Here is a 25,825-nt window from a genome sequence, read left to right on the forward strand (position 1 = left end):
TCCTTCCTCTCGAGGGTCAGCCAGGGCTGGATCGCTCAGGTTCGTGTCGAAGCGGTCAGCACCTCCTCCAGTCGCGCATAGCTGGTCTCCATACCGTCGGTCATCCCGGTGTTCAGGATCATGTCCCGGACTTCCGCGTTGGGATAGGTGATGACAAGGGTGAGCAAGGTGCCGCCGTCGATCGGTCGCAGCGTCTGTTCGTTGAGGTTCGGCTCCCCGGGGACACCCTCCATAGACTCCGTGGTGACTTCGCGGTGGGGCTCGTCCAGCTCCTTGAGTTCGCCATAGAGCGCGAAGCCATCCGAGCCGTCCTCTTCCTTCTCCCAGGCGAACCGGTAGGGGTCCCCGACCTGGAGCGCGACCTGGCAGTCAGACATCCGCCAACCGTCCGGGCCGAGCAACCACCTTCGCAGCAAGTCTGGATCGCGGTGGGCCTGCCGCACCTGTTCCGGCGTGCCTCGAATGATGCGCGTGAACCGCACCTGAGTGTCGCTGAGCACTTGTGTCTCAACCCCCTTGCCGCTCGCGAAGAAGGACAGGTCCTCCAAGACGCCGTCGATCTGCCCCATGGCGGCGGCCATACCCTCTTCCATGCCCATCTCGATCAGCTGCTGATAGTCGGCTCCGGAGTTGAACCAGGTGGTGGTGGTGACCCGCGCGCCGTCGGACGTCTCCTCGAAGGTCAGCCGCATTCGCATATTGGGCATCTCCTGGCTCGGCGCCCACTGCTCGTCCGCGAAACCGTCCGTGACTTCGAAGGATCGTCCAGGATCCACCGCCAGGAACTCCCAATAGCCAGCTGAGCGCGATCCGTCCGGGCCGGTCATCCAATAGTGGGAGCGTCCGCCGGGGAACAGATCGTGGCGCGAGAACGTGGCGGGCCACTCGGGCGGCCCCCAGAACTTCTCGAGCTGCCTGGGGTCCGCATAGGCGTCCCAGAGCCGCTGGACCGTGACCGGAAAATCGGCGACCACGGTCATGGTCAGTGCATCGGTGTCCTTGGTGACTGAGGTGATGGGCATGTCAGGCCTTCTTCGTCTCGGTGCTGCTCAATGCTTACCGGCGGGAATCGTCTGGGTCTTCCTCCAGGAGGGTGTCCAGGCGGGAGATGCGGCCCCGCCAGATGAGCTCGAAGTCATCCAACAGAGTCTGGGCCGCGCGCAGGGTGTCGGGGTTTCCGCGAACCAGCCGTTCACGCCCCTGTTGGCGCTTGATGACCAGGTCTGCGGCTTCAAGGACGCTGACGTGCTTCTGCACGGCGGCGAAGGACATCTCGTAGAGCGCGGCCAGGGCGGAGATCGTGGCCTCTTCGCCCAGTGTGCGTCTCACGATGTCCCTGCGGGTGGCGTCAGCCAGCGCCCGGAAGATCCGGTCCACCTCGGCGTCACCGAAGGTCTGAGACTCTCCACGATGCATAACCATTTGGTTGTACATTAAACCTGCGCCTATACCGGGTCAAGAGTTTTGGAGTGACTGATTCTGCGAATCTTGAGATTCTCGGCGCAGGATCTCCAGGGCGGTGGCGACCAGTGGATCAGCCGCGCGATCCTGCCTCACATGCGCCACGATTCGGCGCGTCACCGTCGGGTTGCGCAGCGGGCGCAGCACGGTGCCCGAGGGAAGGTCGCGCAGCGCCAGATGGGGCAGGACCGTGATCCCCAGTCCGGCTGCCACCAGCGCGAGCGCGGCAGTGTGGTCATCGAGCCGAGCGGCGAACTGGGGCACGAAGCCAGCCGCCTGGCACGCGGTTCGGATCATGCGCCCGTTGGGGCTGTCTTTGATGTCGTGATCGACCCACATCTGGTCCGCGAGCTGGTGCACCTCCACTATCTCGGTCGCGCAGAGGGGATGACCGGCAGGCAGGACGACGGCGAAGTCCTCGTCCCGGAGGCGGTGGCGCAGGTAGCCCTTGAAATGCTCTTCCGGTTCCAGCGGGGATTCATTGCGGAGGTCGATGTCCACTGCGTTGCTGGTCTTCTCGGTGTAGGGCTCGTTCAAGCTGATCTGCACCGTCAGCTCCGGCTCGCTGGATCGAAGCGTGGCCACCACGCGCGGAAGCCACTCCTTGGCCGCCGAGGTGAAGCTGGCGATCACAAGGTGCCGGGAGTGTCCATGACGCAGGTTCTGCACGAGGCGATCCAGCTCATCGAGCCCCTGGAGAACGCCGGTGCTGCCCTCCGCCAGGGACAGTCCCGCCTGGGTCGGGCGCAGTCCCCGCCCGGTGCGTTCAAACAGGGTCAGTCCCGTCTCCTGGCTCAGCGTATTCATGTGCTGGCTCACCGTGGCGGGGGAGTAGTGCAGGCTGCGCGCAGCGCCCTGGATGGAGCCGGTGGCGATGACTGATTGAAGCACGCGGAGTCGGTGCGGATTCAACATGTGCTCAGTATGCCGCGGATTCGGCAGTGACGAACAGTCATTAGCCTTTATCTGCTTGTCCTGACTAGTGGTGTCGACCAGGATGGGTGCATGACGCTCTCCAGCTACCTCGCTCTGCTTGCCGTGTCTGCGGTCCTGGCGGTCACCCCGGGGCAGGACACGATGCTCGCTCTGCGCAACGCGCTGGTCTCTCGCCGAGCAGGGCTGGGCGCGGCGACGGGATCCTCCGTGGCCGCCCTGGTGTGGGCGGCGCTCGCGGCCACGGGGCTGGCGGCGCTGTTCCAGGCGTCACCGGTCGCCTATGAACTCCTCAGCCTCATCGGCGGGCTCTACGTGATCTTTCTGGGAGTGCGAGCCATGCGCAGCGCCCGGGTTCTGCTGAAATCCCGCGTGCGCACCGCGGCCGGTGTTCCCGCGCTGGTGGGCGGACCCTATGATCCGCAGGCGCCGGAGGCCGCCCCGCGCGACGCCGTCGCCGCACAGCCGCGATCCCGTCGCAGCGTGACGACGTTCCGCGGCACATTCCTCATCGGACTGGCCAGCTGTATGACCAACCCCAAGGTGGGTCTGTTCTTCCTGGCCCTGTTCCCACAGTTCACCCCGGTCGGGGCTTCCCCGGCCTTCGCCATCGGCGTGCTGGGCGGGACTGTGGCGATGAGCATGCTGATCTTCCTGGTCGGCGTCGTGCTGCTGGTCGATGCAGCGAACACCTGGCTCTCCAATCCGGTGGTCACCGGGCGCATCGAGATGGGCAGCGGCGTGATCCTGGCGGGACTGGGCGTCTACCTCAGTGTCACCGGGGTGCTCGGACTCCTCGCCTGAGATCACATCCATTGGGCACAAATCGTCGTTCTGGGGGCGCCGTCGCGCGGTTATTCCGACGATTTTCGCCCAACAGATGATTCGGGGCGGGCGAATGAGGCTGATTCGCATACCCCGTAGACTGTCCCGGTGACTCCTGAAGAACTCTCCGCCGTTGTCAAGAGCGTGCTCGCCGAAGCTGTCGAAGCCGGTGAGCTGAGCGTCGACCTCCCTGAGACCGTCGTCGTCGAGCGCCCCAAGAATCGTGAGCACGGAGACTGGTCGACCGCGATCTCCCTGCAGCTGGCGAAGAAGGCCGGCATGGCCCCGCGCCAGTTCGCCGAGATCCTCGCCGCACGCCTCGAGCAGGTCTCCGGCGTGGAGCGCATCGAGATCGCCGGTCCCGGGTTCATCAACATCACCGTGGAGGCCGCTGCGGCTGGACTGCTCGCGCGCACCATCGTGGAGTCCGGGGACACCTTCGGGCACAACGATGCCCTGGCCGGGCGCACGGTCAACATCGAGTTCGTCTCGGCGAACCCGACCGGGCCGCTGCACATCGGGCACACCCGATGGGCCGCCCTGGGCGATGCCATCGGCCGGCTGCTGCGCGCCTCGGGGGCCGAGGTCGCCAACGAGTACTACATCAACGACGCCGGCAACCAGATGAACGTCTTCGGCCACTCCGTGCTCTCGCGCATCCACGGCGAGGACGTGCCGGAGGGCGGCTACCCGGGCGCCTATGTGATCGAGCTGGCCGAGGAGATCCTCGCCGCCCGTCCGGACGTCAAGGACATGCCGCGCGAGGAAGCCCTGCCGATCGTGCGGGAACTGGGCTACCAGGCGCAGATGGGCCAGATCAAAGACACCCTGGAAGCCTTCGGGGTCCACTTCGATGTCTTCTTCTCTGAACAGTCTCTGCACGCCGACGGCAAGGTCGCCGCCGCCATCGAGACGCTGCGCGAGCAGGGTCATATCGAGGACCGCGACGGTGCCGTTTGGCTGCGCACCTCGGACTTCGGCGATGACAAGGACCGCGTGCTCTTCAAGGCCGACGGCGAGCCCACCTACTTCGCCGCCGATGCCGCCTACTACCTCTCCAAGCGTGAGCGTGGATTCACCGAGAAGATCTACCTCCTCGGGGCGGATCACCACGGCTACGTCTCTCGGCTCAAAGCCATCGCGGCCTGCGCCGGAGACGACCCCGAGCGCAACATCGAGGTGCTGATCGGACAGCTCATGTCCATCCGTGGAGCCAAGCTCTCCAAGCGCGCCGGCAACATCATCGAGCTCAGCGACCTGATCAACTGGCTGGGCACCGACGCGCTGCGCTACACGCTCGCCCGCTTCCCGGCCGATTCGCCGATCGACGTGGACCCCGAGCTGCTGCAGTCGCGCACCAACGACAACCCGGTGTTCTACGTCCAGTACGCCCACGCCCGCTCGCGCAACGCTGCCCGCAACGCCGAGGCTGCCGGAGTGGACCGTGAATCCTTCGATGCCGGACTGCTGACCCACGAGACCGAGGAGGAGCTGCTCTCCCAGCTGGGCCGCTTCACCTCCGTGGTGGCCTCCGCCGCGGAGCTGCGCGAACCGCACCGGGTCGCCCGTTATCTCGAGTCGCTGGCAAGCGCCTATCACGGCTGGTACGCCGTCTGCCGGGTGGCGCCCAGCGTCAGCCCCGACGGCGTTCAGGATCCTGTCACCGACCTCAACCGCACCAGACTCTGGCTCAATGACGCCACGGCCCAGGTGCTGCGCAATGGACTGGCGCTGCTCGGCGTCACCGCGCCCGAAAGGATGTGAGCCGCCATCACCTCTGAGCTGCCCTCCACCGACACCACCTCCTCGACACCCCTGCACAGGCATCCGCTGGCCCCCGCCTGGCTTGAGCCACGCCGAGACACCGATGATCTCGAAGCCGCGCTGTTCCCGGCGGACACGCGCCGCGACGCCGAAGGCCGCCTGGTCATCGGAGGGGCCGACGTCGAGACCCTGGCTCAGCAGCACGGCACCCCGCTCTACGTGCTCTCCGAGGCAGACTTCCGCGCCCGGGCACGCAGCTTCCGCGAGGCGTTCGCGGCAGCCTTCGCTCCCGAGACAGAGGTCGATGTCTTCTACGCCGGCAAGGCGTTCCTGAGCACCCACGTGGCGCGCTGGGCGAGCGAAGAGGGACTCTGCGTCGACACCGCCTCGGGCGGCGAACTGGCGCTGGCCTTGGCCGGGGGAGTGCCGCCGCAGCACATCGGCCTGCATGGGAACAACAAGTCCGATGCGGAGATCCAGCGCGCGCTGGACGCCGGCATCGGGCGGATCATCGCCGACTCCCTCGACGAGCTTGAGCGCGTCTCCGCCCTCGCCGTCGCAGCCGGAACGCGTGCCCCGGTGATGCTGCGACTCACGCCCGGAGTCCACGCCTCCACCCACGAGTACATCGCCACGGCGCACGAGGATCAGAAGTTCGGCCTCTCCCTGACGCCGGCCCTTGACCTGGAGGACGCCGAGGCCCGCACCGCATCCGGAGTCGCAGGGACGCCCGAGACCTCCGAGCAGGCACAGGCCAGCCCCTATCTCGGCTCCCCGGCCTGGACCGCTGCGACCCGCGCACTGGAGCTTCCCGGCGTCGAACTGCGCGGACTGCACGCCCACATCGGCTCACAGATCTTCGAGCCCGCCGGCTTCGAGCTGGCAGCGAGCAAGCTGATCAGCTTCCTGGCGAGCCTGCGGACCGCCTACGGAGTCGAGCTTCCGGAGCTGGACCTCGGCGGCGGGCATGGCATCGCCTATACCGAAGCCGATGCGCCCCGGCACCCCGAGGCGATCGCGAAGGCGCTGGCCGCCACGGTGAAGCAGGCCTGCGCCGCGGAGGACCTCCGCGTGCCTCGGATCTCCATCGAACCCGGTCGCGCCATCGTCGGACCGGCCGGAGTCACCCTCTACCGCGTGGGCGTGCAGAAGAACGTGCAGGTCGAAGCGCCTGACGGATCGACCACTTCCCGCCGCTACGTCGCCGTGGACGGCGGCATGAGCGACAACGCCCGCGGGGTCCTCTACGACGCCGAGTATTCCGCGGTGCTGGCGGGCCGTCGCGTGACGGGAGAACACTCGCTGTCTCGCATCGTGGGCAAACACTGCGAGTCCGGCGACATCGTGGTGCGAAACGTATACTTGCCGACGGCGACGACCCGGGATGATCTCCTGGCCGTTCCCGCCACTGGAGCGTATTGCCACTCGCTGTCGAGCAACTACAACTACCTGACTCGACCAGCCGTGGTCGCCGTGCACAACGGCGACTCCCAGGTGCTCATCCGCCGGGAGACCGAGCAGGACATGCTCGGACGCGACACCGGCTTTGCCGCCGCCTGAGACACAGCACGCGCAGACCACCGGGAACCGTGCAGGCACAAGAGATTGAGGTCAAGATGTCCAACTCGAGCACCAGCGGGCAGCCGCTGAAGATCGGACTGCTCGGAGCAGGGAACGTGGGCGCCCAGGTGGCACGCACCCTCGTCGAGGAGCGCGAGCTCATCTCCTCCCGCGTGGGCGCGCCGATCAAGCTGATCGGTGTCGCGGTCCGCGATGTGCAGGCCCCGCGTGACTGGAAGATCCCCGGCGAGCTGCTGACCACCGACGCCGAGGCACTGGTGGACGAGGCGGACCTCATCATCGAACTCATGGGCGGACTCGAACCGGCCGGCGCACTGGTGGAGGGCGCACTGCGGGCAGGCACCGCCGTGGTCACCGGCAACAAGGCGCTGCTCGCGGTTCGCGGGGGCCAGCTCAGCGAGGCCGCCGCCGAATCCGGCGCGCTGCTGCGCTTCGAGGCCTCCGTGGGCGGCGCGATCCCGATCCTGCGCCCGATCCAGGAGTCGCTCTCCGGTGACCGCATCACCAAGGTGATGGGCATCGTCAACGGCACCACCAACTACATCCTTGACCAGATGGACTCCACGGGAGCCGCCTTCGACGACGCACTGGCCGAGGCTCAGCGCCTCGGTTACGCGGAGTCTGATCCCACGGCCGACGTCGAGGGTCACGACGCCGCCGCCAAGGCGGCGATCCTCGGCGCTCTGGCCTTCCATGCCCCGTTCAGCATCGACGACGTCTACTGCGAGGGCATCACCTCGGTCTCCGCGGCCGATATCGAGGCCGCCGCCGCCTCCGGCTATGTGATCAAGCTGCTGGCCATCGTGGAGAAGAACGACGACGGCGCCATCCTCCGCGTCCACCCCACCCTGCTGCCGCGCACCCACCCGCTGGCGAGCGTGCGCGGCGCGTTCAACGCTGTCTTCGTGGTGGCCGAGAACGCCGGAGAGCTGATGTTCTACGGTCAGGGTGCCGGCGGACTGCCCACCTCCTCGGCGATCATGGGAGACGTCGTCTCCGTGGCACGCCGACTGCACAGCGGTTCGGCGCATCCCGCCTCCACCGACAGCAACGGCGACTGGCAGAGCGTCCGCGCGCTGCCGGTGGACGATGCGCGCACCCAGTACTACATCGACATGGAGGTGGCCGATCGCGAGGGTGTGATCGCCGAGGTGGCCCGCGTCCTGGCGGATCACCACGTCTCCATCGAATCCATGCGGCAGCCCGGCAGCGTCTCGACCGACGGCGAGGTCGACACCGAAGCTGCGCGAGTTCGCGGCGCCGTCGTGCAGATCGTGACCCACCTGGCGCGGGAGAAGGACCTCCACGACACTGTGGTCACGCTCAAGGGGCTCGACGTGGTCCGAGCGGTGAACTCGGTGCTTCGCGTCGAGGTGGAACAGTAGTCCCAGGCCCCGCCAGCCGGGCCCCGCAGAACCCCGAGCAGGCAGAATCCCCAGACCGCCCAGCCAAGACACCCGCAGCACGAAGACGAAGGAGCACCCCTACGTGGCGCACCAATGGCGCGGAGTGATCCGTGAATATGCAGAGCGACTTCCTGTCGATGACTCGACCCAGGTCATCACCCTCGGGGAGGGCGGAACCCCGCTGGTCCACGCGCCGGCGCTGTCAGAACTGGTCTCCGGAACGGTCTATCTCAAGGTCGAGGGGATGAATCCCACCGGCTCCTTCAAAGACCGCGGCATGACCATGGCGATGACCGCCGCCGTGGCCGAGGGTGCCAAGGCCGTGGTCTGCGCCTCCACCGGAAACACCTCAGCCTCCGCAGCCGCCTATGCGACCCAGGCCGGACTGACCTGCGCGGTGCTGGTGCCCGCCGGGAAGATCGCCATGGGCAAGCTCTCCCAGGCAGTGGCCCATGGCGCGGAGCTCATCCAGGTGGACGGCAACTTCGACGGCTGCCTCGACATCGCTCGGAAGCTCTCCGAGAACTACCCGGTCTTCCTGGTCAACTCCGTGAACCCGGCCCGCATCGAGGGACAGAAGACCGGAGCCTTCGAGGTCGTCGATGCGCTCGGCGACGCCCCGGACTACCACCTGCTCCCAGTCGGCAACGCCGGCAACATCACCGCCTACTGGAAGGGCTACCAGGAGTACTCCCAGCCCTGGACCAATCCCCACGTCGAGGGCGGTGAGGAGCTCGCCGCGGTGGCCAGTCACACCCCGATCATGTGGGGCTTCCAGGCCGAAGGTGCCGCCCCGATCGTCCACGGACACCCCATCACCGAGCCGGAGACGGTCGCCACCGCCATCCGGATCGGCAACCCCGCGTCATGGGAGAAGGCCGAGGCCGCGCGCGATGACTCCGCAGGTGTGATCGAAGCGGTGACCGACGAGGAGATCCTCGCGGCCCACCGCTGGCTCTCCTCCAAGGAGGGTGTCTTCGTGGAGCCGGCCTCCGCCGCCGGAGTGGCCGGGCTGATCAAGAAGCATTCCGCCGGGGAGGTGCCAGCCGAGAAGACCATCGTGATCACGGTGACCGGGCATGGGCTCAAGGACCCCGACTGGGCGCTGAAGAACGCCGACGGCTCCGATGTCACGCCGACCATGGTTCCGCAGGACGTGGAGACTGTGGCTCGTCAGCTGGGGCTCTGATCGTATGAGTGGGCAGAACAGCATGGACAAGCTGGGTCAGGGACTGGCGCCTGAGCAGGCGATCGCCGATGGGCCCGAAGCGGCTCCCGGCGCGCCGATCACGCAGCTCCGTCTCAGCGAGCCGCTGTCGGCCCCGCTTACGTTTCAGCTGAGCGTGCCGGCCACCTCGGCAAACCTCGGTCCCGGCTACGACACCATGGGCCTCGCGCTGGGACTCTACGACGAGATCACCGTCCAGGCCTCCCCGCGTGCGGGGGCCGAGGCCAGCATCGAGATCTCCGTGGAGGGCGAAGGATCCGCCACACTTCCCCGCGACGCCTCGCACCTGGTGGTGACCCTGGTCGAGAAGATCCTGGCGGCCAAGGGCTACAGCCTGCCCGATCTGCAGGTCCGTGCGCAGAACAACATCCCGCACAGCCGAGGACTCGGATCCTCGGCCTCCGCGGTGGCATCGGCCGTCATGACCGCCGATGCGCTGCTTCCAGAAGGACTCACCGAAGATGAGAAGCTGCAGATCGGCTCGCGCATCGAGGGTCACCCGGACAACTACGTGCCCGCCCTGCGCGGAGGCGTAGCGATCTCCTGGCAGCAGCAGCCCGACGCAGCGACCCCTGAAAGGCCGGGAGCCTTCAAGACCGCGCGGCTGGCTCCCCACGCTCAGCTGCGCACCGTCGTCGCCGTGCCCAACTTCGAGCAGTCCACCCAGGTGGCCCGGGACCTCCTGCCCTCCCAATTGCCGCATGCCGCCGCGGCACGCAACTCGGCACGGGCAGCGCTGCTCGTGCACGCGCTGACCACCGCCCCGGACCTGCTCCTGGAGGCGACGGAGGACTCACTCCATCAGGAGCAGCGCCGCCCGGCCTTCCCCGGCTCTATGGCTCTGGTGGATTCGCTGCGCGCAGCCGGGTTCGCGGCGGTCATCTCCGGGGCCGGCCCCTCGGTCCTGGTCCTCGCGGCGGGCGATGAACAGGCGGAGCGCGCAGCAGAACACATCGTCGCACGTGGCGGGCCCGACTCGCGGGGCCACGTGTTCACGCCCTGGATCCTGCCCATCGCGGGGACAGGTGCTACAGTGGAATCACATTCGCAATGACAGTATGCTCCGCATGCTGAGCCTCCAGGACCACCATGATGGACCCAAGGCGATCATCGGAATGTTCTCCCGCGCGAGTTGCACTTTTTCCTGAGCGCGCTGGCTGCTGCCCTCTCCGCCGAGGGGGATCCAACAGAGCCCCGCGATGATCCCACTCCCCGCCGGGGACGCGGACCATGCAAGAAATCTCCCCAACGTTGTATGCGCGGAAGAAACAGAAATAAGCCAACGGACCTCTGACGCTCCGTTGAAGACACCGCAGGACGGCGCATCCGCCGGGCCTGCCTGACGAGGGGGAAGGAACCTTCGTGACAGAAACCACCGCTGAGACCACTGCGACTCAGACCGCCGAGACGGCCGAGTCCGCTGCACCCGAGGCCAAAAGCTCCGGGCTTGCCGGTCTGAAGCTCGCCCAGCTGCAGGCGCTTGCCTCCCAGCTCGGCATCACCGGAAGCTCCCGCATGCGTAAGTCCGCGCTGGTCGAGGCCATCTCCTCGCATCAGCGCGGCGGTGCAGTCGCCGAACGTGACAAGAAGCAGGACCAGACGGCCACCGAGGGTCGTGACGGACAGTCCGCCGCAGGCGGAGAGACCCAGGGGAAGGCCGCAGCCGACGAGCCGGCCGCCCCGAAGCGCAACCGTCGCCGGGCCAAGGCCGACGCCGCGCCGCAGGAGGCCGAGCAGGCCGACACGACACAGAACGACGCCGGCGCTGAGAATGCCAAGAACGCCCGCACTGAGAAGAACGGTCGCTCGGAGCAGGCGGCAGCCGAGGACCGCAGCGCGGACCAGCAGGGTGCCCAGAACAACGGCTCCGAGGACTCCGGCGACGGTCAGCCCCGCGGACGCAATCGAAACCGCCGCAATCGCAATCGTGACGACAACGGTGGCCAGCAGCAGAACGGCCAGGAGTCCAGCTCCACGCAGTCCAACGGCGCGGATCAGGACAACGAGGGCGACGGTCGGGGTCGCCGCAATCGCGACAACAACCGCAATGACGGCAATCGCGAGAACAACGGCGAGAACAACACCCGCGACAACAACCGCGATAGCCGCAACGACGGCGGCCGCGACAACAGCCGCGACAACCGCAATGACGACGGCGGTCGTGACAGCAGCCGCGACAATCGCAACGACGGCGGCGGTCGCAACAGCAGCCGCGACAACCGCAACGACGACGGCGGTCGCAACAGCCGCAATGACGGTGGTCGTGACAACAACCGCGACAACAACCGCAACGACGGCGGCCGCGACGAGGAGCGGCGCAACCGTCGCAACCGGAACCGCAATGACCGCAACGATCGAAACGATCGCAATGACCGTAACGATCGCAATGATCGCGGAGACCGCAACAACCGCCGCCGCGGACGCGACCCCGAGGTGGATGACACCGAGATCACCGAGGATGACGTCCTGGTCCCCGTGGCTGGCATCCTGGACGTGCTCGACAACTACGCCTTCGTGCGCACCTCGGGCTACCTCTCCGGACCCAACGACGTCTACGTCTCGCTCGCCCAGGTCAAGCGGCACAACCTGCGCAAGGGCGACGCCGTCCACGGTCACATCCGCGCACCCCGCGAAGGCGAGAACCCCAATAAGCGGGCCAAGTTCAACGCACTAGTGAAGCTCGACGCGGTGAACGGACGTCCCGCCGAGTCCAACACCGATCGTGTCGAGTTCAGCAAGCTGGTTCCGCTCTATCCGCAGGACCGTCTGCGCCTCGAAGGTGACCCGAAGAACATCGCGCCACGCGTGATCGACCTCATCGCCCCCATCGGCAAGGGCCAGCGCGGACTCATCGTCTCCCCGCCCAAGGCCGGCAAGACGATCATCCTGCAGGCCCTGGCCAGCGCGATCAAGATCAACAACCCTGAGGTTCACCTCATGATGGTCCTGGTCGACGAGCGTCCCGAGGAAGTCACCGACATGCAGCGCTCGGTCGACGGCGAGGTCATCGCTTCGACCTTCGACCGCCCCGCCGAGGACCACACCACGGTCGCCGAGCTGGCGATCGAACGCGCGAAGCGTCTCGTGGAGCTGGGCAAGGACGTCGTCGTGCTGCTGGACTCCATGACTCGACTCGGACGCGCCTACAACACTGCCGCCCCTGCCTCGGGCCGCATCCTCTCCGGCGGCGTGGACGCCAATGCGCTCTACCCGCCGAAGCGGTTCTTCGGTGCTGCGCGCAACATCGAGAACGGCGGCTCGCTGACCATCCTCGCCACCGCACTGGTGGAGACCGGGTCCAAGATGGACGAGGTCATCTTCGAGGAGTTCAAGGGCACCGGCAACATGGAGCTGCGTCTGTCCCGCCGCCTGGCGGACAAGCGGATCTTCCCCGCCGTCAGCGTCAACGAGTCCTCCACCCGACGCGAGGAGAACCTGCTCTCGCCGGAGGAGGTCAAGATCATGTGGAAGCTGCGCCGCGTCCTGTCCGGACTCGAGCAGGAACAGGGCCTCGAGCTGCTGATCAACAAGCTCAAGGAGACCCAGTCCAATGCGGAGTTCCTGATGCGCGCCTCCAAGACAGCACTCGGAGACAAAGGCAACTAGCTGCTTCAACAGCGCAAGCCCGGGGTGAGCATGAGCTCGCCCCGGGCTTTGCCTGTACCATCACGGTTCGCACGCACCCCGCATGATCGGGGAGTCACGGAAACAGAGAGAACTCGCCCATGAGTGCAGAGATCAATGCCCGGATGTTCGACTCCGTCTCGACGCTGCTCGCTGAGCACGCTGAGCTCCAGGAGCAGCTTGCCGACCCCGAGGTCCATGCCGACCAGTCGCTGGCGCGCCGCCTGGGGCGCCGCTATGCCCAGCTCAACGGGGTCGCGGAGGCCCACAAGAACTGGAAGCGGATCAGCGAGGACCTCGCCACCACCCAGGAGCTCGCCGAGGAGGATGCGGAGTTCGCGGCGGAGATCCCGGCGCTGACCGAGCAGCTCGACGCCGCCGCCGCCAAGCTGCTGCGCATGCTGATTCCTCGCGATGAGAATGATGTGCGCAACGTGATCATCGAGGTCAAGGGCGGTGCCGGTGGTGACGAGGCGGCGCTCTTCGCCGGTGACCTGCTGCGCATGTACACCCGGTACGCCGAGTCCAAGGGCTGGAAGACCGAGATCCTCTCGGCCACCGCCTCGGACGCCGGCGGCTATAAGGATGTGCAGATGGCGATCAAGTCCTCCACCAATGATCCTGCCTTGGGCGTCTACGCCCACCTGAAGTTCGAAGGTGGCGTGCACCGCGTGCAGCGCGTGCCCGAGACAGAATCGCAGGGACGAATCCACACCTCGGCTGCCGGCGTGCTCGTCCTTCCCGAGGTCGATGAGCCGGAGGAGATCGAACTCAGCCAGAATGATCTCAAGATCGACGTCTACCGCTCCTCAGGCCCGGGCGGGCAGTCCGTGAACACCACGGACTCCGCGGTGCGCATCACCCACCTGCCCACCGGGATCGTGGTGGCCATGCAGAACGAGAAGTCGCAGCTGCAGAACAAGGATGCCGCGATGCGTGTGCTGCGCTCCCGGATCCTGGCCCACCAGCAGGAACAGATCGACGCCGACAACGCCCAGGTGCGCAAGTCCCAGGTCCGCACCATGGACCGCTCCGAACGGATCCGCACCTACAACTATCCGGAGAACCGGATCGCGGACCACCGCAGCGGGTACAAGGCCTACAACCTCGACACCGTGATCAACGGCGACCTCGAAGCAGTGATCCAGTCCTGCGTCCAGCTCGATGAGCAGGAGCGACTCGCGGCGCTGAACGACACCGAGAGCTGACGGCAGTGGTCCAGCACGATTCAGAGGTGGATCACAGCGCCCAGGTGGACAACAACTCCGAGATGGACAACAGCGCCGAGGTGCTCCTGCGCGACGCGATCCAGCGGCTCAGCGCAGCCGGCGTGCCCAGCCCGCGCGTGGACGCCGAGGTGCTTGCCGCCCATGTGCTGGACGTCTCCCGCGGACGTCTCGCAGCGATGGCGATCGCCGGCAGGGTGCTGACTGCGGCGCAGGCCGCGCGCTTCACCGAGCTGGTGGGGGAGCGGGCCGATCGCGTGCCCCTGCAGCACCTGACCGGGCGTGCACCCTTCAGGCACCTCCAGCTTCGGGTGGGACCCGGGGTGTTCATCCCACGACCCGAGACGGAGCAGGTGGTCCAGGTCGCACTCGACCAGCTGAGCTCCATGGCGCAGAGTCGGCCCGCTGGGTGGAGGCCACGAGTGGTGGACCTGGGAACCGGGTCCGGCGCCCTTGCCGCCGCCATCGCCGCCGAGCACCCGCAGGCCGAGGTCCACGCGGTGGAGCTCTCCGCGGCCGCAGCGGCCTGGGCCGAGCTGAACCTCGCCCCGCTCGGGGTGACGCTGCACCAGCGCGACCTGCGTGAGGTGCCGCCGGAGTGGGAGGCGAGCTTCGACGTCGTCGTCTCCAATCCTCCCTATATCCCTGAGGGAATGGTTCCGCGCGAGGAGGAGGTCCGGGTCCATGATCCCGAACTGGCGCTCTATGGCGGCGGGGCGCACGGCCTTGCCATGCCCTTCGCCGTGATCGAGACCGCCAAACGGCTGCTGGTCCCGGGTGGATGGTTCATCCTCGAACATGCCGAGGTTCAGGCCCCGGCGCTGGCCGCGCGCTGCCGCACCGACGCGGCACTGAGCGCGGTGGCCACGCACCAGGACCTCACCGGACGTGACCGAGCCACAAGTGCCACCCTTGACGAAGAACCCGCATCGCCCATGAAAGAATGGCCCGCGTGAGCCGAACACTCGACTGCATGGACCCAGCCTCCCGCGCTGACGGGATCGCCCAGGCCCAGGACGCACTCTCCCGCGGAGAGGTCGTCGTCCTGCCCACCGACACCGTCTACGGCATCGGCGCCGACGCCTTCTCCCCGCAGGCGGTCGCTGTGCTGCTCGCCGCCAAGGGTCGCAGCCGTGCGATGCCTCCGCCGGTCCTGATCGGCCGAGCAGAGGTCATGGATGCCCTGGCGGTGGACGTGCCGGAGGCGGCGCGCGCACTCGCCGAGGCCTTCTGGCCCGGCGCGATGACTCTGATCCTGCAGGCTCAGCCCTCGCTGCACTGGGACCTGGGGGAGACCCACGGAACCGTGGCGCTGCGCATGCCCGCCGATGAGCTGGCGCTGGACCTGTTGAGCGCCACCGGTCCGCTCGCAGTCTCCTCGGCGAACCGGACGGGCATGGACGCCGCCACCAGTGTCGCGGAGGCTCAGCAGATGCTCGCAGAGTCCGTCTCGGTCTACCTCGACGGCGGCGACCGCAGCTCCAGCGCCGCCTCAACGATCATCGACGCGACGGTGACACCTCCCCGCGTGGTGCGCCAGGGCGCGCTGCCCCTGGCAGAGATCCAGGCTATCGAGCCCTCGGTGCGCGGCCTCGAAGATGCAGCTGATGCAGAGGCCTCCGACTCTCCCTCATGATCTACTTCCTTGCTGTCCTGGCCGTGTCGATGGTGGTCACGTATCTGCTGACGCCGCTGGTCCGCATGATCGCGTTGAAGCTGGGCATCTACACCCAGATCCGGGACCGCGACGTACACAGTCAGATCAAGCCGCGCTGGGGCGGGGTGGCGATGTTCTTAGGCATGATCGTGGGGCTCGCCGCCGCCTCCACCATCCCGTATCTGGAGGGAATCTTCGCCGACCTCACTCCGGTGCGCGGAGTCTTCGCCGCGATGGTGCTGATCCTCCTCGTCGGGATGGCCGACGACGCCTGGGACATCCCCTGGATGGTCAAACTCGCCGGACAGGTGGGATCCGCCGTCATCCTGGTGGTCCATGGCATCACGCTGGAGGTGATGCCGGTGGGCTGGCTGGGCGTCGGCGGGCCATGGGTGCAGGCCTTCCTGACGGTCTTCGTGGTGGTGCTCACGATCAACGCCTTCAACTTCATCGACGGGCTCGACGGGCTGGCCTCAGGCGTCGCGGCACTCGGTGCGGCCGCCTTCTTCATCTACAGCTACCTGCTCACGCTCTCGATCAACGCCTTCGACGCCTCCAACCTGGTGACTCTGCTGATGGCGGTGCTGCTGGGATCCTGTCTCGGCTTCCTGCCGCACAACTTCTACCCCTCGCGGATCATCATGGGTGACACCGGGGCGATGCTGCTGGGTCTGGTGATGGCAGCCGGCGCCCTCGCGGTGACCGCCGACGTCGGCCAGCTGACCGAAGGCTTCAGGTTCCGCAACATTCCGGCGTACATGCCGATCCTGCTGCCGCTGGCTGTGACGTTGCTGCCGCTGTTGGATCTTGCGCTTGCCGTGGCCCGGCGCACCGCGCGCGGCGCCTCCCCGTTCAGCCCGGACCGCGGTCACCTGCACCACAAGCTGGTCGACGGCGGATACTCACATCCGCAGGCGGTGCTGCTGCTCTACTTCTGGTCCGCCCTGTTCGCCTTCGGCGCGGTGTCCCTGTACTTCGTCGAATGGTGGATCGTCACCCTGCTGATGATCCTCAGCCTCGGCGCCGCCGTGGTGTTCACCCTGGGACCCTGGCTGCGCCGCCGAGCCCGCCGGGTGAACCGCGCCGCCGCGGAACAGGCGCTGCGCGAGCGCCGCCTCCGACAGCGTCGCGGAGAGCCTGCACACTCTCCCTATGAACCACCCCAGGAACCAGGCCCCGCTGCGGCCGAGGAAGGACAGCTGTGAGCCAGCCTTTCGCGGCCCCGGAGCCGGTCGAACGTTTCACCGGATGGCGGCGGGTGCTGATCGTCGCCTGCGCGGCAGGTCTGCTCGCCACCGCACTGGCCACAGGACTGGGCTGGGTGCTGGGGGGACCCGCGGCGGCCGGCAGTGCGGCAGGGGGTGGTATCGCGGTCGTGCTTCTCTCAGCGCTCACACTGCTCATCGTGGACCTCGCTGAGCGTCACGCCCCTGGACTGACGATCGTCGCGTTCATGCTGGGCTTCGTGGTCAAGATCGTGCTGCTCGGCATCGTGCTGAGCACGGTGCAGGCACCTGACTGGGTCAGCGCCGCATGGGCAGGGCTCACGGCCCTCGCAGTCGTGGTGGTCTGGCAGACGGCGGAGCTGCTGGCCTTCAGCAGGATGCGCTTCACCGTGACGCCGCACTCCTGACACGACGCCCCACGTCGGAGCCCGCTCGGCCACAGCCCGCGTCCGGTAAGTTCTACGCGATGTAGTAGACTGAGTGCAGAAATCGGCCATGCTCTGGATCACACAATGTGTTTGGTAGGCTTGCCGAGGGTCGCGTCAGGCTGACGAGCTTCACTCCACTCGCCGCCGCACCAATTGCTCATCCTTGTCAGGATCGAAAGACACCGCAGAGAGGACCAGCGTTGCAGTCGCTTGCGCTCATGGCCACCAATGAAGGTGGATTCACGCCGCCCACGATCAGTGATACCCACCTCCCAGAGATCTTCCCGTGGATGGCCGAATGGGGGACAGGCTTCGGCAAGAACATGCTGATGGCGATCCTTTCAGTGATCATCATCTACCTGTTCTTCATGTGGGCCATCCGGAAGCGGTCGCTGGTCCCGTCACGATTGCAGTGGGCCGCAGAGGCAGGCTACGGATTCGTCCGCAACACCATCGCGAAGGACATCCTCGGCGAGAAGCATTTCGCCAAATGGGTGCCCTTCCTCTTTGCGATCTTCTTCTTCGTGCTGGTCAACAACCTCTTCGGCGCCATCCCGCTCCTGCAGATGCCGACGTTCTCCCACGCCGGTCCTGCCTATCTGATGGCAGCCATCGTGTACTTCACCTGGATCGGTGTCGGCGTGCAGAAGTACGGGCCGCGCTACTTCAAGCTGGCAGTCGTTCCGGCCGGTGTCCCCAAGGCCGTGCTCCCGCTGCTGATCCCTCTGGAGATCATCTCGAACTTCATCGTCCGTCCGGTGACGCACTCGCTGCGACTCATGGCCGTGATGCTCGCCGGTCACATGATCGTGATGCTCGCCGGTTCCGGCGCTGAATTCCTCATCGGCCAGCAGGAGTCGCTGCTGATGAACGCCACCGGCGTCCTGGTCCTGATCGGCTTCATCGCGCTGTACTTCCTCGAGCTGCTCATGATGGTGCTGCAGGCCTTCGTCTTCGCACTGCTGACGGCGATCTATCTGCAGGGCGCCATCGAAGCGGACGCCCACTAGCCACAAGATTTTCAGGGCACACGCCCATGAGAAAAAACCTCCATGCCCGGCTCGACCGGGGGTGGGGATGCACCCAAGAATCTGTCGGTGTACCTGCCGGCATCCTTATCAGAAAGAGAGCACAAGGACATGGATGGTTCCCTTAACCTGATCGGCTACGGCCTGGCATCCATCGGTTCCGCCATCGGTGTGGGTCTGATCTTCTCGGCCTACATCAACGGTGTTGCCCGCCAGCCCGAGGCACAGCGCATCCTGCAGCCCATCGCACTGCTCGGCTTCGCACTCGCCGAGGCGCTTGCGATTCTGGCTCTGGTCTTCGCCTTCGTCCTCTAGAGGTCGCAACATGATGCCGTGGACGTTGGCGCAGGAGCGCAGAACCACGGTCATAGGACCGTCAGACTATGGAAATGGGTGAACGCATGATCAGGGCACAATTGCTCCAGGCCGCGGCCGAGGACGCAAACCCCCTTGTTCCCAATCCCTGGGAGATTCTCGCCAGCGCAGTCGGCTTCGCCGCGCTGCTCTTCGTCGTGGTGAAGTTCATCGCCCCGGCGTTCGAGAAGGCTTACCAGGACCGCAGACAGGCCATCGAAGGTGGCCTGCACGAAGCTGAGAAGGCTCAGGCCGAGGCCGAGGCCATGAAGGCTGAGTACGAGAAGAACCTGAGCGAGGCACGCGCTGAGGCGAGCCGTCTCCGTGAGGAGGCTCGCGCCGAGGGCGCCGAGATCGTTGCCGAGCACAAGGAGAAGGCGGCCGCCGAGGCCGCTCGCATCACCGAGCAGGCTCAGCAGCACATCGCCGCCGAGCGGGCTTCGGCTGCGCATTCCCTGCAGGCAGAGGTGGGCACGTTGGCCACCCAGCTCGCAAGTCGCATCGTCGGGGAAGCCCTCGAAGACGACACCCGCTCCCAGCGAGTGGTGGACCGCTTCCTGGCCGATCTCGACGCTGATCAGTCAGCACAGGCCGGCCAGACGGGGGCGGCGCAGTAATGGCAGCGGTGACCACCGAATCTCTCGCAACGGTGCAGCGCGAGCTCGCTCCGGTGATCTCGCAGGCTGATCTCGAGGTTGCCGAAGAGCTCTTCGCCGCACTGGACGTGCTCGACTCCTCGGCGGGGCTGCGTCGCAGCCTCACCGATCCTTCGCGCGAGCCGCTGGCCCGAGCAGCGATGGTCCGGAGCCTCTTCGGCGGCAAGGTCACCTCCGCTGCCGCGTCGATCCTCGAGGCTCTGGTCTCACGACGCTGGAGCCGTGAGCGTGACCTGGGCGACGCCGTGGAGATCATGGCGGTCATCGTGGTGACGCGACAGGCCGAGCGCGATGGCTTGAAGGGACTCGAGAACCTCGAGACGACCCTGCTGGACTTCCGTCGGACCGTGGCGTCCTCGCATGAGGTGCAGCGCGCGCTGACGGATGCGCAGGCTCGTCCCGAGGCGAAGAAGCAGCTCGCCGAGCGTCTCTCGCCCGGCGTCAGCTCCGAAGCGCGGCTGTTGATCGACCGTGCAGTCACGAAGCCGCGGGGACTGCGTCCCACGCAGCTTCTGGAATCCTTCTCGGAGCAGATCGCAGAGCGTCAGCAGCGTTGGATCGCGCAGGTCACCGTCGCCAAAGAGCTGGACTCGGCCTATGTGCAGCGACTCGGGGCCAGCCTCGACCGCTACTTCGGCCGTGAGCTGCAACTCGACGTCGTCGTCGACCCAGCTGTGGTCGGTGGCATTCGTGTACAGGTCGGTGATGAGGTGGTCGACAGCACTGTCGCCACCAAGCTCAATGAACTGCACCGGAAGCTGGCCAGCTAGTCTTCTAGAAGACATAGCTCATATACACGTGAATCTTTGAACCACCCGGCCGCACACTGCGGCCATGACTGAGGAGAGCAGGGACTGCAGATGGCCGACTTGACCATCAACGCCGACGACGTCCGCAACGCCTTGAACGAGTTCGCAGCGTCCTACGATCCCGGCAGCGCTGAGCGCGTCGAGGTCGGACGTGTGATCTCCGCGGCTGACGGCATCGCTCGAGTCGAGGGACTTCCCTCGACCATGGCAAACGAACTTCTTCGCTTCGAAGACGGCACCCTGGGCCTGGCCCAGAACCTCGACACCCGCGAGATCGGCGTCGTGGTCCTCGGTGAGTTCTCCGGCATCGAGGAGGGCCAGGAGGTCACTCGCACCGGCGAGGTCCTCTCCGTCCCGGTGGGTGACGAATTCCTGGGTCGCGTGGTCGACCCGCTCGGCAAGCCCATCGATGACAAGGGCGAGATCACTCCGGAGGGTCGCCGTCCGATGGAGCTGCAGGCGCCTTCGGTGGTGCAGCGCAAGTCGGTGCACGAGCCGCTGCAGACCGGCATCAAGGCGATCGACGCCATGATCCCGATCGGCCGCGGACAGCGTCAGCTGATCATCGGTGACCGCCAGACCGGCAAGACCGCCATCGCGATCGACGCGATCCTGAACCAGAAGGCCAACTGGGAGTCCGGCGACGTCGACAAGCAGGTGCGCTGCGTCTACGTGGCGGTGGGCCAGAAGGCCTCCACCATCGCAGCGGTGCGGCAGACTCTCGAGGAGCGCGGCGCGCTGGAATACACCACCATCGTGGCGTCCCCGGCTTCCGACCCAGCAGGCTATAAGTACCTCGCCCCGTTCGCAGGGTCGGCCATCGGCCAGCACTGGATGTACGGCGGCAAGCACGTGCTCATCGTCTTTGATGATCTCTCCAAGCAGGCCGAGGCCTACCGTGCAGTGTCGCTGCTGCTGCGTCGTCCGCCAGGGCGCGAAGCGTTCCCCGGCGACGTGTTCTACCTCCACTCCCGTCTGCTCGAGCGCTGTGCCAAGCTCTCCGACGAGCTGGGTGCAGGTTCGATGACCGGTCTTCCGCTCATCGAGACCAAGGCCAACGACGTCTCGGCCTATATCCCGACCAACGTCATCTCGATCACCGATGGTCAGATCTTCCTGCAGTCGGACCTCTTCAACGCCAACCAGCGGCCCGCCGTCGATGTGGGTATCTCGGTCTCCCGTGTGGGTGGTGCGGCTCAGATGAAGGCCATGAAGAAGGTCTCCGGCACGCTGAAGCTGGACCTGGCGCAGTACCGCGACATGCAGGCCTTCGCGATGTTCGCCTCGGATCTGGATCCGGCTACACGCCAGCAGCTCGTGCGCGGTGAGCGTCAGACCGAGCTGCTCAAGCAGGCGCAGTACACGCCATACCCGGTCGAGGACCAGGTCGCATCGATCTGGACCGGCGCCCAGGGCCACCTGGACGATGTCGAGACCGCAGACATCAAGCGCTTCGAGACCGACTGGCTGGACTACCTGCGTCGCAAGACCAATGTGCTGACCAACATCGCCTCCTCGGGCAAGCTCGAGGACGACACCGTCAGCGCGCTCAAGGAAGCCATGGTCGCGTTCAAGAAGGAGTTCCACGCCGAGGGTTCGGAGTCCCTCGTGGGCAACGAGCAGACCGAAGCGATGTCCGCCGACGAGATCAGCCAGGAAGAGATTCCAGCCAAGAGCTGAGCCACCACTCAGCCCTGCAGAATCACCGACTGGAAGACATCAGGGAAGGACAAGCATGGGAGCCCAGATCCGGGTCTACCGCCAGAAGATCGCATCGACCTCGTCGATGAAGAAGATCTTCAAGGCGATGGAGCTGATCGCGACGTCGCGCATCGGCAAAGCACGCAGCCGTGCGCGTGCGGCCTTGCCATACGCGGAAGCCATCACGCGTGCGGTCTCCGCCGTGGCCTCGCAGAACGACATCGATCACGTGCTGACCACAAAGGTGGAGAACCCCACCCGTGCGGCAGTGCTGGTCCTCACCAGCGACCGCGGTCTTGCCGGTGCCTACTCCACCAATGTGCTCAAGCAGGGCGATGCCCTGACGAAGCGGCTGCGTGAAGACGGCAAGGAAGTCCGCCCCTACCTCTACGGACGCAAGGCACAGGCGTTCTATGACTTCCGCGAGCGGGAGTACGACCAGGTATGGACCGGCAACACGGACGCTCCCCAGGTGGAACGTGCTCAGGAGATCGGTCGCACCTTGGTGGACCGCTTCCTGCAGCCCACCGAGGAGGGTGGCGTGGATGAGCTGTACCTCGTCTACACCGAGTTCCAGTCCATGGTGAAGCAGGAGCCTGTGGCGCGACGTCTGCTGCCGCTGGCCTTCGTGGAGAGCGACGCCGAGGACGAGCACGAGCCCAATCCGCTCTATGACTTCGAGCCGAACGCCGAGGAGGTGCTCGATGCGCTGCTTCCGCGGTACATCGAGTCCAAGATCTTCGCGGCGATGCTCGAAGCCTCGGCCTCCGAGCTCGCGGCCCGCCAGCGGGCGATGAAGTCGGCTGCCGATAACGCAGATGACCTCATCAAGAAGTACACCCTGTTGCGCAACAACGCTCGCCAGGCGGAGATCACCCAGGAGCTCAGCGAGCTCATCGCGGGTGCCGACGCCTTGGCCGCGAGCTAGCCCACGGGGTACTCCCGCAGGCCTATAGACGTTTTGACATCATCCAAGATCAAGTGAAGTGAGAGAGATGACTGCCACTACTACAGAGCAGAGCTCCGGAGGAACCGCTCAGCCGGGTGCGACTGGTCGCATCGCGCGCGTGATCGGCCCGGTCGTGGACATCGAGTTCCCCGCCGACTCCATCCCATCGATGTACAACGCGCTCACCTCCGAGGTCACCCTCGGCGGAACGACGCGCAAGATCACCTTTGAGACCGCCGCACACCTGGGCGACAACCTCATCCGGGCGATCTCGCTGCAGGCCACTGATGGCCTGGTGCGCGGCACCCCGGTCCAGGACACCGGTTCTGCGATCTCTGTGCCGGTCGGCGAGTCCGTGAAGGGTCACATCTTCAACGTCCTGGGCGAGACCCTGGACATGCCGATCTCTGAGCTTGAGGTGACCGACCGCTGGCCGATCCACCGTTCGGCGCCGAACTTCGCAGCGCTCGAGGGCTCCACTGAGATGCTGGAGACCGGCATCAAGGTGATCGACCTGCTGACCCCGTACATCTCCGGCGGCAAGATCGGCCTCTTCGGAGGTGCCGGTGTGGGCAAGACGGTGCTCATCCAGGAGATGATCACTCGTGTGGCCCGCAACTTCGGTGGTACCTCGGTCTTCGCCGGCGTCGGCGAGCGTACCCGTGAGGGCAACGACCTCTGGGTCGAGATGGAAGAGGCAGGTGTCCTCAAAGACACCGCGCTGGTCTTCGGCCAGATGGATGAGCCGCCAGGCACGCGTCTGCGTGTGGCGCTGAGCGCGCTCACCATGGCGGAGTACTTCCGCGATGTGCAGAACCAGGACGTGCTGCTCTTCATCGACAACATCTTCCGCTTCTCGCAGGCCGGTTCCGAGGTCTCCACGCTGCTGGGCCGCATGCCCTCTGCCGTGGGCTACCAGCCGAACCTCGCCGATGAGATGGGTGTGCTCCAGGAGCGCATCACCTCGACCCGTGGTCATTCGATCACCTCGATGCAGGCCGTCTACGTTCCCGCCGATGACTACACGGACCCAGCGCCGGCGAACGTGTTCGCCCACCTGGACGCGACCACGGAGCTCTCCCGTGCGATCGCCTCACGTGGTCTGTACCCGGCTGTGGATCCGCTCACGTCGACCTCGCGCATTCTGGACCCGCAGTACGTGGGCCAGGAGCACTACGACACGGCGACCCGCGTGAAGCAGATCCTGCAGAAGAACAAGGAGCTGCAGGACATCATCGCGATCCTCGGCATCGACGAGCTCGGCGAAGAGGACAAGATCGTCGTCTCCCGCGCCCGCCGCATCGAGCAGTTCCTCTCGCAGAACACCTACACCGCGAAGCAGTTCACCGGTGTGGACGGTTCCACCGTGGGGATCAAGGACACCATCGAAGGCTTCAACGCCATCGCCAACGGTGACCTCGACCATGTGCCCGAGCAGGCGTTCTACAACGTCGGCGGCCTCGATGATGTCGAGCGCCTCTACGCCGAGATGCAGAAGAGGTCCTGATCATGGCTGAACTCGACGTGCAGGTGGTCGCCAGCGACCACGCGGTCTGGTCCGGCGCTGCCAAGTCCGTCCGAGGGCGCACAGTGGAGGGCGACATGGGCATTCTTCCCGGTCACACTCCGGTGCTGTCGCTGCTGGCGGAGGGTGAACTGCTCATCGATCCCGTCGAGGGTGGCCCGATCAAGGCCAAGGTCAATGGCGGGTTCTTCTCGGTCGATTCGGACCGCGTGACCATCGTCGCCGATGATGCCGAACTGATCGAGGGCTGAGCCAGTCCTCTGAAAAGTTCAGCAGTGAAGAGCGGGCCCGGTCTCCATCATGGAGACCGGGCCCGCTCTTTCTCTATGCTGCTGGAGCTGGAGCGGTTCAGAAGAGGCGGGAGTCGGCGTCGTCGACGCCGCGCATCGCATCGTAGTCCAGGACAAGGCAGCGGATGCCGCGGTCCTCGGCGAGCGTGCGAGCCTGCGGCTTGATCTGCTGGGCGGCGAAGATTCCCTGCACCGGCGCCAGCAGCGGATCTCGATTGAGCAGCTCCAGGTAGCGGGTCAGCTGCTCCACGCCGTCGATGTCGCCTCGTCGCTTGAGCTCCACCGCCACGTGGCCCTGGGGACCGCGTGCCAGCAGGTCCACGGGGCCGATCGGGGTGGGGTGTTCTCGGCGAATGAGCCGGTGCCCCGCCCCGAGAAGCTCGATCTGTTCCGCGAGGAGTCGCTGCAGATCGGATTCCACGCCGTCTTTGACCAGCCCTGGGTCTGCGCCGAGGTCGTGGGAGATGTCCTCATGGATCTCGCTGATGAGGATGCTCAGCGTGTCATCGCTCTTGGTGGCGGAGACCGTCCAGACCTCGGAGATCCCGGCCTCGAGCTGCTGAGCATCGGGTGCGCTGATCCGCAGGGTGGCTGGGGGCGACATCCAGTTCAGCGGCTTATAGGAGCCTCCGTCGGAGTGGATGAGAACCCCGCCGTCGGCCTTGACCATCAGCAGGCGCGTGGCCTGGGCCAGATGGGCATTGAGCCGGCCGGAATATGACACTGAACAGGTCGCTATCACCAATCGCACGGTGACTGATACTACCCGCTCCGACTGCCGCCCGGTGCATCGCGCCCACGCTCGAGGTGAGCACCTGGAACAATAGAGGCATGGCGAAGTCAGCGAAGGGGTCAGGGCGCCGCGGGTCGAAGTGGCAGCGGGAGCACCGGCCGCTCTCCGCGGGAGTCTTCGGGCAGGGAGCCTTCTCCTCCGGCACCGTGCGCCGCCGCGACGGCGAGTATCACGTTCGCCACATCTCGGCCTCCGCCGCTCAGAAGCAGTACACCTGCCCCGGCTGCCACCTTCCGGTCTCCGCCGGCACCGCTCATGTGGTGGCCTGGCGAGCGGACTCCATCTTCGGCGACGAGCACGCGGCGGCCGATCGGCGGCACTGGCACACCCATTGCTGGCGGATCGGCTGAGTTCGGCTTGA

General features: G+C 66.3%; 25 protein-coding genes. 21 read left to right on the plus strand and 4 right to left on the minus strand.

The annotated features are described in order from the left end of the window. Positions 1–35 precede the first annotated feature (35 nt). From IY716_RS00270 to IY716_RS00280, 3 genes are read right to left on the minus strand one after another with little or no spacing between them, the layout of a single operon-like run. A complete protein-coding gene (locus IY716_RS00270; RefSeq protein ID WP_218219690.1) occupies positions 36–1,022 on the minus strand; it encodes an SRPBCC family protein in 987 nt (328 codons plus the stop codon). A gap of 34 nt (positions 1,023–1,056) precedes the next feature. Then, entirely contained in the window at positions 1,057–1,422 is a 366-nt protein-coding gene (locus tag IY716_RS00275) for a helix-turn-helix transcriptional regulator (RefSeq protein WP_255316372.1), read from the minus strand. A gap of 33 nt (positions 1,423–1,455) precedes the next feature. Continuing rightward, positions 1,456–2,376 (minus strand): LysR family transcriptional regulator, encoded by a 921-nt coding sequence (locus tag IY716_RS00280; protein WP_218219692.1) that lies wholly within the window; start codon positions 2,374–2,376, stop codon positions 1,456–1,458. A gap of 90 nt (positions 2,377–2,466) precedes the next feature. Between IY716_RS00280 and IY716_RS00285 the strand changes: the two genes are divergently transcribed. From IY716_RS00285 to IY716_RS00380, 20 genes are all read left to right on the plus strand, one after another. Continuing rightward, positions 2,467–3,198 carry a LysE family translocator gene (locus tag IY716_RS00285; protein ID WP_218219693.1) on the plus strand — a complete coding sequence of 244 codons (732 nt, stop codon included), beginning with the start codon at positions 2,467–2,469 and terminating at the stop codon, positions 3,196–3,198. A gap of 129 nt (positions 3,199–3,327) precedes the next feature. Beyond that, positions 3,328–4,983, plus strand: coding sequence for an arginine--tRNA ligase (gene argS, locus IY716_RS00290; protein ID WP_218219694.1), 1,656 nt, complete (start codon positions 3,328–3,330; stop codon positions 4,981–4,983). A gap of 18 nt (positions 4,984–5,001) precedes the next feature. After that, complete coding sequence (locus tag IY716_RS00295; protein ID WP_369699660.1) at positions 5,002–6,543, plus strand: diaminopimelate decarboxylase; 1,542 nt, start codon at positions 5,002–5,004, stop codon at positions 6,541–6,543. A 56-nt stretch (positions 6,544–6,599) separates the two neighbouring features. Further along, positions 6,600–7,949, plus strand: a complete 1,350-nt coding sequence (locus tag IY716_RS00300) for a homoserine dehydrogenase (protein WP_218219695.1) — start codon at positions 6,600–6,602, stop codon at positions 7,947–7,949. A gap of 103 nt (positions 7,950–8,052) precedes the next feature. Next, positions 8,053–9,159: a threonine synthase gene (gene thrC / locus IY716_RS00305; protein WP_218219696.1), complete on the plus strand. Its 1,107-nt coding sequence runs from the start codon at positions 8,053–8,055 to the stop codon at positions 9,157–9,159. A gap of 22 nt (positions 9,160–9,181) precedes the next feature. Continuing rightward, positions 9,182–10,252: a homoserine kinase gene (thrB, locus tag IY716_RS00310; RefSeq protein ID WP_218219697.1), complete on the plus strand. Its 1,071-nt coding sequence runs from the start codon at positions 9,182–9,184 to the stop codon at positions 10,250–10,252. 308 nt (positions 10,253–10,560) lie between these two features. Next, a complete protein-coding gene (gene rho, locus IY716_RS00315; RefSeq protein WP_218219698.1) occupies positions 10,561–12,804 on the plus strand; it encodes a transcription termination factor Rho in 2,244 nt (747 codons plus the stop codon). 143 nt (positions 12,805–12,947) lie between these two features. After that, positions 12,948–14,030, plus strand: coding sequence for a peptide chain release factor 1 (gene prfA / locus IY716_RS00320; protein ID WP_218221308.1), 1,083 nt, complete (start codon positions 12,948–12,950; stop codon positions 14,028–14,030). Between the two features lie 62 nt (positions 14,031–14,092). Next, on the plus strand, positions 14,093–15,004 hold the full coding sequence (gene prmC / locus IY716_RS00325) for a peptide chain release factor N(5)-glutamine methyltransferase (protein ID WP_218221309.1): 912 nt from the start codon (positions 14,093–14,095) through the stop codon (positions 15,002–15,004). After that, the gene (locus IY716_RS00330; protein WP_218219699.1) at positions 14,992–15,684 is read left to right on the plus strand and encodes an L-threonylcarbamoyladenylate synthase; all 693 of its coding nucleotides are present in this window, start codon (positions 14,992–14,994) and stop codon (positions 15,682–15,684) included. Before prmC ends, IY716_RS00330 begins: the two co-directional genes overlap by 13 nt. Further along, positions 15,681–16,910, plus strand: coding sequence for an MraY family glycosyltransferase (locus IY716_RS00335; protein ID WP_218219700.1), 1,230 nt, complete (start codon positions 15,681–15,683; stop codon positions 16,908–16,910). The genes IY716_RS00330 and IY716_RS00335 overlap by 4 nt, the downstream gene beginning before the upstream one ends. Next, entirely contained in the window at positions 16,907–17,338 is a 432-nt protein-coding gene (locus IY716_RS00340; protein ID WP_218219701.1) for a hypothetical protein, read from the plus strand. The genes IY716_RS00335 and IY716_RS00340 overlap by 4 nt, the downstream gene beginning before the upstream one ends. Before the next feature lie 239 nt (positions 17,339–17,577). Beyond that, positions 17,578–18,369, plus strand: a complete 792-nt coding sequence (atpB, locus tag IY716_RS00345; protein WP_369699533.1) for a F0F1 ATP synthase subunit A — start codon at positions 17,578–17,580, stop codon at positions 18,367–18,369. Between the two features lie 129 nt (positions 18,370–18,498). Beyond that, entirely contained in the window at positions 18,499–18,702 is a 204-nt protein-coding gene (gene atpE / locus IY716_RS00350) for an ATP synthase F0 subunit C (protein ID WP_192590227.1), read from the plus strand. 86 nt (positions 18,703–18,788) lie between these two features. Continuing rightward, positions 18,789–19,358 (plus strand): F0F1 ATP synthase subunit B, encoded by a 570-nt coding sequence (locus IY716_RS00355; protein ID WP_218221310.1) that lies wholly within the window; start codon positions 18,789–18,791, stop codon positions 19,356–19,358. Then, entirely contained in the window at positions 19,358–20,167 is an 810-nt protein-coding gene (locus tag IY716_RS00360) for a F0F1 ATP synthase subunit delta (RefSeq protein WP_218219703.1), read from the plus strand. The genes IY716_RS00355 and IY716_RS00360 overlap by 1 nt, the downstream gene beginning before the upstream one ends. A 90-nt stretch (positions 20,168–20,257) precedes the next feature. Next, complete coding sequence (gene atpA / locus IY716_RS00365; RefSeq protein WP_218219704.1) at positions 20,258–21,886, plus strand: F0F1 ATP synthase subunit alpha; 1,629 nt, start codon at positions 20,258–20,260, stop codon at positions 21,884–21,886. 55 nt (positions 21,887–21,941) lie between these two features. Next, positions 21,942–22,835: a F0F1 ATP synthase subunit gamma gene (locus IY716_RS00370; protein WP_218219705.1), complete on the plus strand. Its 894-nt coding sequence runs from the start codon at positions 21,942–21,944 to the stop codon at positions 22,833–22,835. A 67-nt stretch (positions 22,836–22,902) separates the two neighbouring features. Next, positions 22,903–24,363, plus strand: a complete 1,461-nt coding sequence (gene atpD / locus IY716_RS00375; RefSeq protein ID WP_218219706.1) for a F0F1 ATP synthase subunit beta — start codon at positions 22,903–22,905, stop codon at positions 24,361–24,363. Positions 24,364–24,365: 2 nt separating this feature from the next. Continuing rightward, positions 24,366–24,632 carry a F0F1 ATP synthase subunit epsilon gene (locus IY716_RS00380; RefSeq protein WP_218219707.1) on the plus strand — a complete coding sequence of 89 codons (267 nt, stop codon included), beginning with the start codon at positions 24,366–24,368 and terminating at the stop codon, positions 24,630–24,632. Between the two features lie 97 nt (positions 24,633–24,729). Here IY716_RS00380 and nucS read toward each other — a convergent pair whose 3' ends face one another. Further along, positions 24,730–25,422, minus strand: coding sequence for an endonuclease NucS (gene nucS, locus IY716_RS00385; protein WP_218219708.1), 693 nt, complete (start codon positions 25,420–25,422; stop codon positions 24,730–24,732). Positions 25,423–25,502: 80 nt separating this feature from the next. Between nucS and IY716_RS00390 the strand changes: the two genes are divergently transcribed. Continuing rightward, a complete protein-coding gene (locus IY716_RS00390) occupies positions 25,503–25,814 on the plus strand; it encodes a hypothetical protein (RefSeq protein ID WP_255316373.1) in 312 nt (103 codons plus the stop codon). The last annotated feature ends 11 nt before the right edge of the window (positions 25,815–25,825 follow it).

The organism is Nesterenkonia sp. Act20 (assembly GCF_019173455.1).
Lineage (GTDB): Bacteria > Actinomycetota > Actinomycetes > Actinomycetales > Micrococcaceae > Nesterenkonia.